Origin of the sequence: Agrococcus sp. HG114 (assembly GCF_024723325.1) — a bacterium.
Classification (GTDB): Bacteria; Actinomycetota; Actinomycetes; order Actinomycetales; family Microbacteriaceae; genus Agrococcus.
The window spans coordinates 1-14574 of sequence record NZ_JANQCH010000057.1; the positions used below are offsets into that span (position 1 = coordinate 1).

Here is a 14574-nt window from a genome sequence, read left to right on the forward strand (position 1 = left end):
CCTCGGGCCCGGCGGCTCCCCGAGCCCGGCTCCTGCGCCCCAGCGCGGCGACCGCCCCTGCGCCAGCGCCTCGCAGCCGAGCCGGCGGCGCCGCTGGGCGTCAGTTGCCGATCGGCGCGGGGGGCACGTCCTTGCGCTCCGCGGGCGCCTCCTTGTCGCGCGGCACGGTGAGGATGATCGAGGCGATCGCGATCGCGACCATGAGCACGTTGAACAGGAGGCCGATCGCGCCGCCGAAGCGCAGCGCGAGGTTGTCCTGCCGGCCGAGGAAGAGCCCCCACGACTCGATGATCGACGGGTCCACCGCCTGGCCCGCGACGTACAGGGCCGCCGAGATGGCGACGCCGATCGCGTTGCCGAGCGACGAGGCCATCTTGTAGATGCCGCCCGCGGCGCCGACCTGCGCGTCCGGCACGTTCGAGAGCGCCGCATCCGTCGACGGCGTCGCGTAGAACCCGAGGCCGATGCCGAACAGCGTGAAGCCGATGACGCTCAGCACGATGTACTCGCCGATGTGGAGGAACGTCATGGAGCACAGCAGCACGCCGACGCCGGTGATCATCGAGCCCCACAGCATCGGCCGCCGGGGCCCGAACCGCTGGAGCAGCTTCTCGCCCACGCGGATCGTGGCGAGGATCGCGACGAGGTAGCCGATCGTGAGCATGCCCGACTGGAGCGAGCTCATGCCCGCCGCGACCTGCACGAGGCCGAGCGAGACGATGAGCGTGCCCGCGGCGCCGTTCAGCAGGAAGTTCGACAGGGTCGCGCCGGTGAAGGTGCCGTTGCGGAACAGCTTCAGGTCGAGGAACGCGCTCGCCGCCCTCGTCTCGATCTGGAGGAACGCGAGCCCGAACACGACGGCCGTCGCGACGAGGCCGAGCCCGGCCGGGCTCAGCCAGCCGATCGTGGGCCCCTGCGAGATGTACACGTTGATCGCGACGAGCGCGACGATGAAGGTCACGAGCCCCCACCAGTCGAAGCCGCGGCCGGCCGCGGGGTCGCGCTGGGCCTTCGACTCGGGCGTGCCGCGCAGGAGCGCGAGCGCCACGACCGAGAGCACGATCGAGATCCAGAAGATCGAGCGCCAGCCGAGCGGGCTCGCGGCCATGAGCCCGCCGAAGAGCGCGCAGAAGCCCGAGCCGCCCCACGAGCCGATCGACCAGTACGACAGCGCGCGCTGGCGGTCCTTGCCGTCGTAGTAGGTCTTGATGAGCGCCATCGACGACGGCATGATGCACGCCGCCGAGAGGCCCTGCACGATGCGTCCGCCGAGCAGCATCGCCGCCGTCAGGCCGCCCGCGTCCTCCGGGGTGAGGGCGATGAGCAGCGACCCGACGATCGACAGGAGCACGCCCGCGAGGAGGATCTTCACGCGCCCGATGCGGTCGGCGAGGCCGCCGGCGACGACGATGAAGATGCCTGAGAACAGCGAGGTGAGCGAGACGGCGAGGTTCGCGAGGGTGAGCTCGATGCCGAGCTCGTCCTGGATGCCGGGGATGATGTTCAGCAGGGTCTGCGCGAACAGCCAGAAGTTGATGACCGCGAGCACGATGCCGAGCAGCCACGCGTCGGTCGGCTTCCAGGTCGTGCCCGCGCCGGGCGGGGCGGTGGTCGTGCTCATGGCTGCTCCTCCGTGTCGGTGCGGGCATCCGTGCCGAAGTGGGCGAGCGCGGCGACGGCGTGCGCTCGGGTCGCGGTCTCGAGCGTCGGATCGACCGCCGGCGCGAACGACGGCGAGTGGTTCGCCGGCACGGGACCGCCGCCGGCGAGCGCCTCGCGCGGCGTCGACCCCACGAACCAGTACGCGTAGGGGACCCCGAAGGCGTCGGGGATGCGCGAGAAGTCCTCGGATGCGGTGACCGGGTCGGTGCGCACGACCCGGTCGGCGCCGAAGTGCGCGGTGAACGCATCCGTCACCCGCCGGTCGACGGCGGCGTCGTTCGCGGTGAGCGGGAACTGGTCGTAGTACTCGAGCTCGGGCTCGCGAGGGCAGCCGGACGCCTGGCACTCGGCCCGCACGATCCGCTCGATCGCGCCGATGACGAGCTCGCGGATCCGCGCGTCGTAGGTGCGGAGGTTGAGCAGCAGCTCGGCGCGGTCGGGGATGATGTTCGACTTCGAGCCGGCGTTCGAGGCGCCGACCGTCACGACCGCGAACGCGCCGGGCGGCACCTCCCGCGAGACGATCCCCTGCAGTCGCAGCACGATCGACGCGGCGAGCACGACGGGGTCGACGGCGTTGTGCGGCATCGAGCCGTGCGCGCCGCGCCCGTGCACGGTGATGCGCAGCGAGTCGCCGGCCGAGAGCACCGGTCCGGCGGTCGTGCCGATCACGCCCGCCTCCGTGGCCATGACGTGCTGCGCGAGCGCGACGTCGGGCCTCGGCAGCTGCGCGACGAGCCCGTCGTCGAGCATCGCGCGCGCGCCCGCGGCGGTCTCCTCGCCGGGCTGGAACAGCGCGATGTAGGTGCCGGACCACGCGTCGCGGTGCTCGTGGAGCAGCCGCGCGGCGCCGAGCAGCGCGACGATGTGCATGTCGTGCGCGCACGCGTGCATGACGCCGGGCGTCTCGGATGCGTACGGCAGCCCTGTGGCCTCGGTCACCGGGAGCGCGTCGGTGTCGGCGCGCGCGAGCACCGTCGGGCCCGTGCCGTTCTCGAGGACCGCGACGACCCCGGTGCCGCCCACGCGACGCGGTGCGAGCCCGAGCTCCGTGAGCTCCTGCTCGATGCGCTCCGCGGTCGCGTGCTCCTGGAGGCTCAGCTCCGGGTGCCGGTGGAAGTGCTCGTAGAGCGAGCGCTGCCACTCGAGCTGCCCCTGCAGCCCCTCGAAGATGCCGCCTGCAGCCATGCGCTCTCCGTCCCGTCGGACCGAGCGGCAGGAACCGGTCGGTCCCCGGAGCCCAGCGGTCTCAATGTAGGACGGCGCGGACGGCTCGCGCTAGAGCGATCGCGGCCGGCAACGGCGGAAGCCCCGCGCTCTCGAGGAGGGCGGGGCTTCCGGGTGGCGGTGACGGTGGGATTTGAACCCACGGTGGAGGGTTGCTCCACACGACTTTTCGAGAGTCGCACCTTCGGCCGCTCGGACACGTCACCAAGGGGATATCGTACACGGCTTCCGCACCTGCCGCGAGCTCCCGCGTCGGCGCTCAGTCCCGCAGGAGCTTGACGCGCCGCAGCTCGTGCAGCCCCTCCTCGTGCTTCTCCCCGCCGTCGAGGTGCCAGCCGTGGGTGTCGTAGAAGCCCGCGGCGCGCTGGTTGCCCGCGAGCACCCACAGGTAGGCGCGCCGGTGGCCGTCGGCGACGAGCCGGCGCTCGACCTCGGTGAGCAGCGCGTGCCCGACGCCGCGCGACCACCGCTCCGTGTGGGCGTAGATGGCGAAGAGCTCGCCGGTCACGCCGTCGAGCACCTCCCGCGCGCGGCCCGCGAACGCCCACCCGACAACCTCGCCGTCGGCGACCGCGACGAGGTCGTGGCTGCCCGCATCCGCGTGGTACTCGTCCCACCGCTCGACGCGGTGCGCGGTCTCGCGCTCGATGTCGAGGCGGTCGAGCACCTCTTGCGGCACGAGGCCCGAGTACGCGGCCCGCCACGTCTCGATGCGCACGCGCGCGATCCCTGCGGCGTCGCCGATCCTGGCGTCGCGGACGTGCGCGGTCATGCTGCCTCCCGGGGCGCGGTGTCGATGACGCAGAAGCGGTTCCCCTCCGGGTCCTCCATGATCACGTAGTCCGCGTCTGCGGGGCGCTTCGACCACTCCACGCGCCGGGCGCCGAGCGACTCGAGCCGCGCGATCTCGGCCGGCTGGTCGTCGGCGTAGAGGTCGAGGTGGATGCGCGGCGGCAGGGCCCGCTCGCTCGGCACGGCGTCGAGGGAGACGTTGGGCCCCGACCCGGCGCGCGGCCGGAGGAGGGCGAAGTCGGGCTCGATCGGCTCGCGCGGCTCGTAGTCGAGCGCCGCGCTCCAGAACCGCAGCTGGCCGTCGAGGTCGGAGCAGCGGATGACGATCGAGCCCACAGTGAGCATGCCGTGAGCGTAGTGGCGAATCGGCCGCGCAGATCAAACGCTGTGCACTGCTTCAGGTGCGGGCGCCGCGAGGTGTCGGCCGTGGCCGGTAGCGTCGAGCGCATGGCCAGGACCCCCGCGTACCGCTGCTCCGAGTGCGGGTGGACGACCCTCAAGTGGGTCGGGCGGTGCGGCGAGTGCCAGCAGTGGGGCACCGTCGAGGAGGCAGGGGCACCCGCGAAGGGCGTCGCCGCGGCCTCGGTGCCCGCCGGCCGCGCCGCGCGCCCGATCACCGAGCTGCAGTCGGCCGACGCGCCGCGCTGGTCGACGGGCGTCGCCGAGTTCGACCGGGTGCTCGGCGGCGGCATCGTGCCGGGCGCGGTCGTGCTGTGCTCCGGCGAGCCGGGCGTCGGCAAGTCGACGCTGCTGCTCGCCGTCGCGGCGCGCGCGGCCGCCAGCGGGCGGCGGGTGCTCTACGTCTCGGGCGAGGAGTCGCTCGCGCAGGTGCGGCTGCGGGCCGAGCGCACCGGCGCGCTCGAGCCGCAGCTCTACCTCGCGAGCGAGACCGACCTCGCGACGATCCTCGGCCAGCTGCGCGACACCGCGCCCGAGCTCGTGATCGTCGATTCGGTGCAGACCGTCGCGAACGCGGCGAACGAGTCGCTCGCGGGCGGCCCGAGCCAGGTGCGCGACGTCGCGGCGGCGCTCACGCGCGCGGCGAAGGAGGCCGACGTGCCGCTGCTGCTCGTCGGCCACGTCACGAAGGACGGCTCGGTCGCCGGCCCGCGGGTGCTCGAGCACCTCGTCGACGTCGTCGCGCACTTCGACGGCGACCGGCAGACGGCGCTGCGGTTCGTCCGCACCTCGAAGAACCGCTTCGGACCGACCGATGAGGTGGGCTGCTTCGAGATGACCGGCGACGGCATCCTCGAGGTGCCCGATCCCTCCGGCCTGTTCCTCTCGCGCTCGAGCACCCCGCTCGCGGGCACGTGCGTCACCATCGCGCTCGAGGGGCGGCGCGCGCTGCCCGTCGAGGTGCAGGCGCTCGTCGTCCCCGCATCGACGGCGCAGCCGCGGCGAGTCGTGAACGGCGTCGACGCATCGCGCGTCGCGATGGTGCTCGCGGTGCTCGAGCGGCACGCGCGGCTGGGCCTCGGGGGGCACGACGTCTACGTCTCGACGGTCGGGGGCATCCGGGTCACCGAGCCGGGCGCCGACCTCGCGATCGCGCTCGCGATCGCGAGCGCGCACCGCAACGTCGCCCTGCCGCGCGCGCTCGCGGCGGTCGGAGAGATCTCGCTCGCGGGCGAGATCCGCGCGGCATCGGCGGCGAAGCGCCGGGGCGCGGAGGCGCGTCGGCTCGGCTACTCGCGGGTCGTCGACGACGGCGTCGCGCTCGTGCGCGCGGCGGTCGCGGAGACGATCGCCGCGGGGCGCCAGCAGCAGGAGCCGAGCCGCCTGGTCGCGGTGCCCGAGTTCTGAGCGGTCGCCGCGTCACTCGAGGGTGAACCGCGTGCTCTCCGTGCTCGCGTGCTCCCCCACCCGCACGGTGAGGCTGTACGCGGTGCCTCCCGCGGCCACCTGCGGGCGCTCGGCGGTGCACGTGTCGATCGACGACGCCGTGCGGTCCCACTCGATCGGCACGGTCGACTGCGGCGTCGCCGGCTCGAGCTCCACGATGTTGTCCTGCACGTCGGCGGCGCAGTCCGACCAGCGGTACACGAGCTGATCGCCCGTGCGGATCTCGTACTCCTGCACGGTGGTGCCGGCGTTGAGCGAGCAGGGCGTCTCCCCGACGTTCTCGATCGTGAACGACAGCAGCACCGGCTCGCCCGCCGGGTAGCTCCCGCGGTCGGTGCTCGGGGTGATGCGCACCGCCTCGGGCGCGCACGGCTCGCCGGTGACCGCACTCGGGCTGCCCCCGATGGGCGTGAACGGGGTCGTCGGCGTGGGCGTCGGCGCCGGCGTCGTGGCGCTCGGGCTCGTCGCGGCGGTCGCGCTCTCGCTCGGCACCGCGGCCGGCGGCGGCGCGTCGGCACCGGCCCACGGCCGCCAGATGAGCACCGCCGCCGCGATCGCGGCGACGACGAGCACGAGGCCGAGCAGCGTCCGCCGCCGGCGCACGGCCGCGCGGCGCTTCGCTGACGTCGGCTTGCTCACCGATCCAGGGTAGGCGGCGCCTGGCGTCAGAGCCGCTTGAGCATGCGTGTGTTGCCGAGGGTGTTCGGCTTGACGTGGGCGAGGTCGAGGAACTCGGCGACACCGCCGTCGGGCGAGCGCACGAGCTCGGCGAACACGTCGGGTCCGACGACCTGCTCGGCGACCTCCTCGTAGCCGTGGCGGCCGAAGAAGTCGGTCTCGAACGTGAGGCAGAACAGGCGCGAGAGGCCCAGCCGTCGCGCCCGCTCCTCGAGCGCGACGAGCATCGCGTGGCCAACACCTTTGCCGAGCGCGCCCTCGGCGACCGCGATCGTGCGCACCTCGCCGAGGTCCTCCCACATGACGTGGAGAGCACCGCATCCGACGACCTGCCCGTCGCGCTCGGCGACGACGAACTCCTGCACCGCCTCGAAGAGCGTCACGAGCTCCTTGCCGAGCAGGATGCGCCGGCGCACGTACGGCTCGATGAGGTCGCGCATCGCGCGCACGTCGCTCGTGCGGGCGGATCGCACGAGGAGCTCGGAGCGATCGGGGGCGGATGCGTCGGCGGCCATGGTGCTCGAGCCTACCGAGCGGCGCGTCAGGGCATGGGCGCCGCCGCGGGGCCGACGCGGAGCACGAGCCGCGCGAACTGCCCCACCTGGCGCACCTCGACGAGCGCCAGCCGATCGGATCCGACGCGCCGCGGCAGCAGCGGCGCGCCGCTCGGCAGCGCGACCGGCGCGATCGAGATCGCGATCTCGTCGAGCGCACCGGCATCGAGGAACTGCCCGGCGAGGTCGCCGCCGCCGACGACCCAGATGTCGCCGTCGCCCGCCGCGGCGCGGAGCTCCGGCAGCGCCTCGGCGACTGCGCCGCGGAGGAAGCGCACGTCGGCGCCCTCGGGCAGCGGCAGCTCGCGGCTCGAGAACACGAACAGCGGCCGCTCGCCGGCGAACTCCTGCCACTGCTCGGTGCCGCCCCGACCGCGCCACGCGCGGAGCATCCACTCGTACGTGTGGGAGCCGAGCACCATGACGGTCGCGCCCTGCGGCAGCAGCGACGCGTCGGGTGCGTCGCCGCCGGGGACCGCGAAGAGCCAGTCGAGCGAGTGCGCGTCGTCGGCGAGGAAGCCGTTGATCGTGGCCGCGGTGTCGAAGACGATCCTGCCCATGCCGCGAGGCTAGGGGCAGCCGCCCACGCGAGAGGGGCGGAGCCGAAGCCCCGCCCCTCCGCTGGCCGATCGAGCGATCGGTCAGGCGTCGATCAGCTGCAGGCTCGCAGCCACGCGACGTCCGCCGACAGCGACGGCTCGCCGCCGAGCAGCGTGACCGAGGCGGGCTGCAGGCGCTCGAGCTCGTCGAGCACCCGCTGCGGCACGCAGCCCTGCTGGCTGATGAGGAGCGGCGCGCCCTGCGCACCGGCGACCGCGCCGCCCGCGAGGGCGTCGGGGAAGACGGTGCCGGAGGCGAGGTAGGCGCCGGCCGGCGCGGCGTCGAAGGCCGACATCGTCACGATCGCGCTCGTGACGAAGCGGTCGGAGCCGCCGAGCCGGCGCACGCTGAAGCCGGCGTCGACGAGCTGGCCGGCAGTGGCGGACGGCACCGCGTTGATGTCGCCGACGACGCGCACCGCGTCGATGCCGAGCTCGCGGAGCGTCTCGACCGTGGCGGTCGGCACGGCCTCGCGGGTGTCCACGAGCACGAGCGGCATGTCGAGGTGACCAGCCGCGGCGCCCGCCGAGAGCGCGTCGGGGAAGCGGAGGCCGGTGGCGACGTACGCGCCCTCAGCCGAGTCGAAGGCGCGCTCGGCGACCAGGCGGCTCGTCTCGAAGCGGTCCGCGCCGGCGAGCCGGACGACGGAGCTGACCGAGTCGATGCCGGCGATGGCCTCCTCGACCGCGGCGCCGACCGAGGGCTCACCGCCGACGATCACGACCTCCGCGGCACCCAGTCGGGCGATCTCCTCGAGCACCTGGTCGGAGACCGCGTCGCGCCGGACGAGCAGCAGCGGGCCGCCCTCGTGCGCGGCCGCCGGGGCGGCCGTCAGCGCGTCGGGCCACACCTCGCCGCTCGCGACGTAGACGACGGGCGCGCCCTCCCCGTAGCCGGCCTGCGAGATCTCGACAGCCGTCTCGAAGCGGTCCTCGCCCGCGATGCGCGCGGTCGGCTCCGCGACCTCGAGCTCGAACGGGATCACCGAGCCGTTCGTGGCGCTGAGCGCGTACGTCTCGGTGACGGGGCCCGCGACGCCGGCGGCCGGGGTCGACACGGTGAAGGTCACCGTCGCCGACGTCGTGAGCGGCGCCCCGGTGCCGTCGGGGTTGACGACGACGTCGCCCGTGCCGACGACCGCGCCGGTCGCGTCGAGCACCTCGATCTCGGTCGACGCCTGAGCGCCGAGCGAGCGGATGCGGTCGATCTGGCGCACCTCGACCGTGACCTCCGAGCCCGCGACGACCGCGCCCTCCGGCAGGCCGACGAGGTCGACGTGGCGGACGGTGTAGTCGGGCGCGAGGTCGGGGTTGTCGGCGAGGTACGCGAGCAGCGCATCCTGGTCGACGAGGCCGGAGTCGCGCTCGGCCGTGCCGTCTGCGAACGTCCAGAAGTTGTCGCCCGGGGCGGCGCCCATGACGCCGATGAGGAACGACGAGCTCGCGACGCGGATCTCCTGGTCGGCCTCGACGGGCTCGCCGTCGATCCTGATGTCGCTGACCCGGTCGTCGAGCGGGCGCGTGGGGTCGGAGACGTAGGTGACGTTGTCGCTCAGCCCGAGCTGCAGGTAGGTGCGGCCGGTCGTGAACGGCGTGCCGTCGGCCGACCGCTGCCACTGCTCCTCGAGCACCTGGTCGAGCTCCGCGCCCGTGAGGGTGATCGTCCAGAGGTTGTTGATGAACGGCAGCATCGAGTTCGCCTCGGCGAGGCGCACGATGCCTGCCTCGGTCTCGGGCGCCGTCGGCTCGTACAGGAAGCTGTCGCGCACGCCGCCCGGGTTGACGACGCCGATCTCGGCACCGCCGCGCGTGTCGCTCGCGAGCTGGTCGCGGTACATGTTCGCGACGAGCTGCGCGGCCGTCGACTCCTCGCCGCGGTTGCCGTTCGAGAGCTTCGGCACGGTGATCGGGCCCGCGATCGTGCCGACCTCGACGTTGCCGATCACGGCCGCCTCCGCGACGGCGGCATCGACGATCGCCTTGACCGCCGCGACCCGCTCGTAGGACGCGACGAGCTCGGCCGCCGGGGTCGTCGTGCGCGCGTGGTTCGCGAGCACCTCGACCTCGACCGCACCGGACGCCCGGTCGACGGCGAGGACGACCTGGCCGACGAGGTTCGAGTACTCGTTCGACTGCACGATCGGGCGCGTCGCGCCCTCGACGCCCGGCACGGGCGCGAGCCACGAGTAGGTGCGGTGCGTGTGGCCGTTGAAGATGACGTCGACGTCGGCCGAGAGCTCGTTCACCATGTCGCCGAAGACGCCGCCAGCGGCGGCGTCGGGGGCGAGCACGGCCTCCTGCTCGGCCTGCGGCGCGTTGGCCGCGAGCGTGAGCTGCGAGCCGTCGTGGATCTCGGCCACGATGACGTCGGCCTCGCCGTTGGCCGCGTCGCCGTCGGTCAGGTCGTCGGCGACCGCGTTGACCGCGGCGACCGGGTCGCCGAACGTGAGGCCGACGATGCCCGAGCCGTCGACGAGGCTCGGGGTCTGCTGCGTGACCGCGCCGATGACGCCGACGGTGATCCCGTCGATCTCGAAGGTCTCGAAGGCCGGGCCGACGGGTGCGCCGTCGCGCGTGACGTTCGCCATCAGGATCGGGAAGTCCGCGAGGGCGTCGACGCGACCCGTGAGGTCGTCGACACCGCGGTCGAACTCGTGGTTGCCCGCGGCGGTGGCGTCGAGCTCGAGCGCGTTGAGCACCTCGATCGTGGGCTCGTCGGCCTGCGACGCGGAGGTGAAGTTGGAGGCGCCGATGCTGTCGCCGCCCGAGAGCAGCAGGCTCGACGCCGGGTACTCGGCGCGCAGCTGCTCGATCGTGCCGGCGAACTGCACGGTCGTCGAGCTGTCGAGGCGGCCGTGGAAGTCGTTGAAGTGGAGCAGGTTGACGACCGCCGTCGTGGCCGGGTCGACCGCGATGGGCGCGGCGACCGCCGCGGCGGGCGCGACGAGCAGTCCCGCGGCGACGGCGCCCGAGGCGCCGAGCGCGAGGGAGCGCTGGGTGTTCTTCTTCACTGGGTCTCCGATGCAAGGAAGGGGAGGGCGCAGAGCGCGAATGCCCCTGACGCTAGGCACCGGCGGTGTCGCTGCGCCAGCCCGGGCCGTGTATCGGTGGTGAACGTTGCGTAACGATTCGATCACGGACGCGGAAGAGGGGACCCTCCCGGGTCCCCTCTTCGCTCGATGCTCCGAGTCGCTCAGCTCGCGGCGGGCGCGAGCTCCGGCTCGTGCGGCTCCGGCGTCGTGTGCGTGAAGACGAACGCGTCGTCGACGAAGTCGACCGTCACGTGCTCGCCCGCGCCCAGCTCGCCGTGCAGGATCTTCTCGCTCAGCACATCCTCGATCTCGTGCTGCACGGCGCGGCGCAGCGGCCGCGCGCCGAGCGCCGGGTCGTGGCCGATGTGGATGAGGCGCCGCTTGGCGGCCTCGGTGAGCTCGATCGTCATGTCGCGGTCGAGCAGGCGCTCGGCGAGCCGCTTGATGAACAGGTCGACGATCTGCAGCAGCTCCTCGGGGCTCAGCTGCGGGAAGACGATCGTCTCGTCGACGCGGTTGAGGAACTCCGGCTTGAAGTTCTTCTTGAGCTCCTCGCGGACCTTCGCGCGCATCCGCTCGTAGTCGTTCTCGCTCGAGCCCTCCATCACGAAGCCGACCGGGCCGCCCGAGATGTCCTTCGTGCCGAGGTTGGTCGTCATGATGATGACGGTGTTCTTGAAGTCGACCACGCGGCCCTGGCCGTCGGTGAGGCGGCCCTCCTCGAGGATCTGCAGCAGCGAGTTGAAGATGTCGACGTGCGCCTTCTCGATCTCGTCGAAGAGCACGACCGAGAACGGCTTCCGCCGCACCTTCTCGGTGAGCTGGCCGCCCTCCTCGAAGCCGACGAACCCGGGAGGGGCTCCGAAGAGCCGCGAGACGGTGTGCTTCTCGCTGAACTCGGACATGTCGAGCGAGATCAGGGCGTCCTCGTCGTCGAAGAGGAACTCGGCGAGCGCCTTCGCGAGCTCGGTCTTGCCGACGCCCGTGGGGCCGGCGAAGATGAACGAGCCCGAGGGGCGGCGCGGGTCCTTGAGCCCCGCGCGCTGACGGCGGATCGTCTTCGCGAGCACGCTCACCGCCTCCTCCTGGCCGATGACGCGCTCGTGCAGCGCCTTCTCCATGAAGACGAGGCGAGCGGACTCCTCCTCGGTGAGCTTGAACACCGGGATGCCCGTCGCGTTCGCGAGCACCTCGGCGATCACGCCCTCGTCGAGCACGCCGGTGTGGCCGCCGTTGCCGGAGCGCCACTGCTTCTCGAGCCGCAGCCGCTCGCCGAGCAGCTCCTTCTCCTCGTCGCGCAGGCGCGCGGCCGCCTCGAAGTCCTGGCCCTCGATCGCGCCCTCCTTGCGGGAGCGGACGTCGGCGATGCGCTCGTCGAACTCGCGCAGCTCGGGCGGGGCCGACAGGATCGACAGCCGCAGGCGGGCGCCGCCCTCGTCGATCAGGTCGATCGCCTTGTCGGGCAGGAAGCGGTCCTGCACGTAGCGGTCGGCGAGGTTCGCGGCGGCGACGAGCGCGCCGTCGGTGATCGTGACCTTGTGGTGCGACTCGTAGCGGTCGCGCAGGCCCTTGAGGATGTTGATCGTGTGCGCGACCGACGGCTCGTTCACCTGGATGGGCTGGAACCGCCGCTCGAGCGCGGCGTCCTTCTCGAAGTGCTTGCGGTACTCGTCGAGCGTCGTCGCGCCGATCGTCTGCAGCTCGCCGCGCGCGAGCAGCGGCTTGAGGATGTTCGCCGCGTCGATCGCGCCCTCGGCGGCGCCGGCGCCGACGAGCGTGTGGATCTCGTCGATGAAGGTGATGATGTCGCCGCGGGTGCGGATCTCCTTCGTCACCTTCTTCAGGCGCTCCTCGAAGTCGCCGCGGTAGCGGCTGCCCGCGATGAGCGAGCCGAGGTCGAGGGTGTAGACCTGCTTGTCCTTGAGCGTCTCGGGCACCTCGCCCTTGATGATCGCCTGCGCGAGGCCCTCGACGACGGCGGTCTTGCCGACGCCCGGCTCGCCGATCAGCACGGGGTTGTTCTTCGAGCGGCGCGAGAGGATCTGCATGACCCGCTCGATCTCCTTCTCGCGGCCGATGACGGGGTCGAGCTTGCCGTCGCGCGCGGCCTGCGTGAGGTTGCGGCCGAACTGGTCGAGGATCTGCGAGCCCTTGGCGTCGGACTGCTGCGTCGCCTCGCCGCCGACCGTGGTCGACTCCTTGCCCTGGTAGCCCGCGAGCAGCTGGTTGACCGTCTGGCGCACGCGGTTGAGGTCGGCGCCGAGCTTCACGAGCACCTGGGCGGCGACGCCCTCGCCCTCGCGGATGAGGCCGAGCAGCACGTGCTCCGTGCCGATGTAGTTGTGGCCGAGCTGCAGCGCCTCGCGCAGGCTCAGCTCGAGCACCTTCTTCGCGCGCGGCGTGAAGGGGATGTGCCCGGTCGTCTGCTGGCTGCCGGTGCCGATCATGTCCTGCACCTGGGCGCGCACGGCGTCGAGCGAGATGCCGAGCTGCTCGAGGGCCTTCGCGGCGACACCGTCGCCCTCGTGGATGAGGCCGAGCAGGATGTGCTCCGTGCCGATGTAGTTGTGGTTGAGCAGCTTCGCCTCTTCCTGAGCGAGCACCACGACTCGGCGAGCGCGGTCGGTGAACCTCTCGAACATCGCTGCCTCCCTTCCTTGGATTCGAGCGTAGCCTCGCGGCTTTCCCGGCGCGGCCGTGTTCGCTGTGGGCGCGACGGTGGCGGATGCGCGCTCGTCGCCGCGCGGGCGCGCGGGCTCCGCCGCGCACCGCCGCGCGTTCGCAGACGATCCTCACGAGCCGCAGGGCGGGCGCCGATAGCCTCGGAGGGACCACGAAGGAGCACGGTGACCGATCAGCCCGCTCAGCCCTGGAGCCAGCCCCAGTCCGCCCAGCCCGCAGCCGGGGACTCGCCCGTGCCGAGCCAGCCGGGCCAGGGCAAGCCGATCCATCCGCACCCGTACGGGCAGCCGGGGTACGGCCAGCCGGGCTCCTGGCAGCCGGGGTACTCGCAGCCCGGCTACGCCGAGCCCGGTCAGCCGCCGCAGCAGGAGCAGCCGCACTGGGGTCAGCCGGGGTTCGCGGTTCCTGGCTACGCGCGACCGGGGTACGGTCCCGCCGGGTACGGCCCGGGCCAGCCGCAGTGGGCGCCGCCCCCGCCGACGAAGCCGGCGCTGCTGCCCGCGGCGCTGCCGATGACCGGCCTCGCCTACGCGAACGCGCTGCACCCGCTCTCGAAGCGCGTCGGCCGCTGGTTCCTCGCCTGGGCGATCGCGATCGGCTTCTTCGCAGCCGGGCAGCTCGTGGCGCTCGCGCTCATGATGCCGGGCATGGTCTCGTACTTCCTCGCGCTCGACCCGGCCGAGGCCACCCGGGACCCCGAGGGCATCGGCTTCGAGCTCATCTCGCAGGTGCTCGGCTCGCCGCTCGGCATGGCGGGCGTCAACCTCGCGTGGGGCGCGATGATCCCGGGCGCGATCGTCGGGGCGGCCGCGTTCGGCAAGGGCGCCGGAGGCTACGTCTCGAGCGTCGTCGGCCGGTGGCGCTGGCGGGTCGTCGGGCGCTCCGCCCTCGTGATCGTGCCCATCTTCGCCGTCTACATCGGCATCACGCTGTGGCTCGACCCGTCGATCGAGTGGACGTGGAACCCGAGCTGGGGCCTCGTGGCGATCATCCTGCTGACGACGCCGCTGCAGGCGACCGGCGAGGAGTTCGCCTTCCGCGGGTTCCTCACGCAGATGCTCGGCGGCTGGTTCGCGAACCGGTGGACGGCGTCGATCACGACGGGTCTGCTCACCGGGCTGCTCTTCGGGGCCGCGCACATGCATCCGTCGATCGCGGCGACGCTGCAGCTCTCGCTCGTGGGCTTCACGTGCTCGATGCTGACGTTCCGCACCGGCGGGCTCGAGGCGGCGTCGGTGCTGCACACCGCCAACAACGTCTTCATCATGGTGCCGCTCGCGCTCACGGGCACGTCCGCGTTCTCGGCGCAGCCGGTCTCAGGCGACGACTGGCTCTCGTTCGGGATCGCGGTCGCCGCGCTCGGGCTCAGCTACCTCGCGGTGCACTTCCTGCTGCGGCGGGAGCAGCGGCTCACGCAGGGCGCGCCCGGCGCCGACCTGCTCGTGCCGCGCGCGCCGCTCGCTCCCCCGGTCGCGGCGCCCGTCGGCGTGCGCTGACGCGAGC

Annotated in this window: 11 protein-coding genes and 1 tRNA gene; 2 read left to right on the forward strand and 10 right to left on the reverse strand. The window is 72.8% G+C overall.

Features of this window, described 5'->3' with window-relative positions:
• Positions 1–100: 100 nt before the first annotated feature.
• The 5 genes from NWP09_RS07305 to NWP09_RS07325 form a co-directional block, all read right to left on the reverse strand.
• A complete protein-coding gene (locus tag NWP09_RS07305; RefSeq protein ID WP_258274866.1) occupies positions 101–1621 on the reverse strand; it encodes an MFS transporter in 1521 nt (506 codons plus the stop codon).
• Entirely contained in the window at positions 1618–2850 is a 1233-nt protein-coding gene (locus NWP09_RS07310; protein WP_258274867.1) for an amidohydrolase, read from the reverse strand. Before NWP09_RS07310 ends, NWP09_RS07305 begins: the two co-directional genes overlap by 4 nt.
• A 154-nt stretch (positions 2851–3004) precedes the next feature.
• Positions 3005–3095: transfer RNA gene (locus NWP09_RS07315), tRNA-Ser, on the reverse strand.
• 53 nt (positions 3096–3148) lie between these two features.
• Positions 3149–3661 carry a GNAT family N-acetyltransferase gene (locus NWP09_RS07320; RefSeq protein ID WP_258274868.1) on the reverse strand — a complete coding sequence of 171 codons (513 nt, stop codon included), beginning with the start codon at positions 3659–3661 and terminating at the stop codon, positions 3149–3151.
• Positions 3658–4026, reverse strand: a complete 369-nt coding sequence (locus NWP09_RS07325; RefSeq protein WP_258274869.1) for a VOC family protein — start codon at positions 4024–4026, stop codon at positions 3658–3660. Before NWP09_RS07325 ends, NWP09_RS07320 begins: the two co-directional genes overlap by 4 nt.
• Before the next feature lie 102 nt (positions 4027–4128).
• Between NWP09_RS07325 and radA the strand changes: the two genes are divergently transcribed.
• Positions 4129–5487, forward strand: a complete 1359-nt coding sequence (gene radA, locus NWP09_RS07330) for a DNA repair protein RadA (RefSeq protein ID WP_258274870.1) — start codon at positions 4129–4131, stop codon at positions 5485–5487.
• A gap of 12 nt (positions 5488–5499) precedes the next feature.
• Here radA and NWP09_RS07335 read toward each other — a convergent pair whose 3' ends face one another.
• The 5 genes from NWP09_RS07335 to NWP09_RS07355 form a co-directional block, all read right to left on the reverse strand.
• Positions 5500–6165, reverse strand: a complete 666-nt coding sequence (locus tag NWP09_RS07335; RefSeq protein ID WP_258274871.1) for a hypothetical protein — start codon at positions 6163–6165, stop codon at positions 5500–5502.
• A gap of 26 nt (positions 6166–6191) precedes the next feature.
• Positions 6192–6719: an amino-acid N-acetyltransferase gene (locus tag NWP09_RS07340; RefSeq protein ID WP_258274872.1), complete on the reverse strand. Its 528-nt coding sequence runs from the start codon at positions 6717–6719 to the stop codon at positions 6192–6194.
• Positions 6720–6745: 26 nt separating this feature from the next.
• Entirely contained in the window at positions 6746–7318 is a 573-nt protein-coding gene (locus NWP09_RS07345) for a dihydrofolate reductase family protein (protein ID WP_258274873.1), read from the reverse strand.
• Positions 7319–7410: 92 nt separating this feature from the next.
• The gene (locus NWP09_RS07350) at positions 7411–10368 is read right to left on the reverse strand and encodes a cell wall-binding repeat-containing protein (RefSeq protein WP_258274874.1); all 2958 of its coding nucleotides are present in this window, start codon (positions 10366–10368) and stop codon (positions 7411–7413) included.
• Positions 10369–10550: 182 nt separating this feature from the next.
• Positions 10551–13031, reverse strand: a complete 2481-nt coding sequence (locus tag NWP09_RS07355; protein ID WP_258274875.1) for an ATP-dependent Clp protease ATP-binding subunit — start codon at positions 13029–13031, stop codon at positions 10551–10553.
• 204 nt (positions 13032–13235) lie between these two features.
• On the opposite strand from NWP09_RS07355, the gene NWP09_RS07360 reads away from it, so the two are divergent.
• The gene (locus NWP09_RS07360) at positions 13236–14567 is read left to right on the forward strand and encodes a CPBP family intramembrane glutamic endopeptidase (protein WP_258274876.1); all 1332 of its coding nucleotides are present in this window, start codon (positions 13236–13238) and stop codon (positions 14565–14567) included.
• Positions 14568–14574: the final 7 nt, after the last annotated feature.

Bases quoted from the DNA above. Each gene is read 5' to 3' on its own strand.
- NWP09_RS07305 (WP_258274866.1), bottom strand. From the start codon at position 1,621: ATGAGCACGACCACCGCCCCGCCCGGCGCGGGCACGACCTGGAAGCCG.
- NWP09_RS07310 (WP_258274867.1), bottom strand. From the start codon at position 2,850: ATGGCTGCAGGCGGCATCTTCGAGGGGCTGCAGGGGCAGCTCGAGTGG.
- NWP09_RS07320 (WP_258274868.1), bottom strand. From the start codon at position 3,661: ATGACCGCGCACGTCCGCGACGCCAGGATCGGCGACGCCGCAGGGATC.
- NWP09_RS07325 (WP_258274869.1), bottom strand. From the start codon at position 4,026: ATGCTCACTGTGGGCTCGATCGTCATCCGCTGCTCCGACCTCGACGGC.
- radA (WP_258274870.1), top strand. From the start codon at position 4,129: ATGGCCAGGACCCCCGCGTACCGCTGCTCCGAGTGCGGGTGGACGACC.
- NWP09_RS07340 (WP_258274872.1), bottom strand. From the start codon at position 6,719: ATGGCCGCCGACGCATCCGCCCCCGATCGCTCCGAGCTCCTCGTGCGA.
- NWP09_RS07345 (WP_258274873.1), bottom strand. From the start codon at position 7,318: ATGGGCAGGATCGTCTTCGACACCGCGGCCACGATCAACGGCTTCCTC.
- NWP09_RS07355 (WP_258274875.1), bottom strand. From the start codon at position 13,031: ATGTTCGAGAGGTTCACCGACCGCGCTCGCCGAGTCGTGGTGCTCGCT.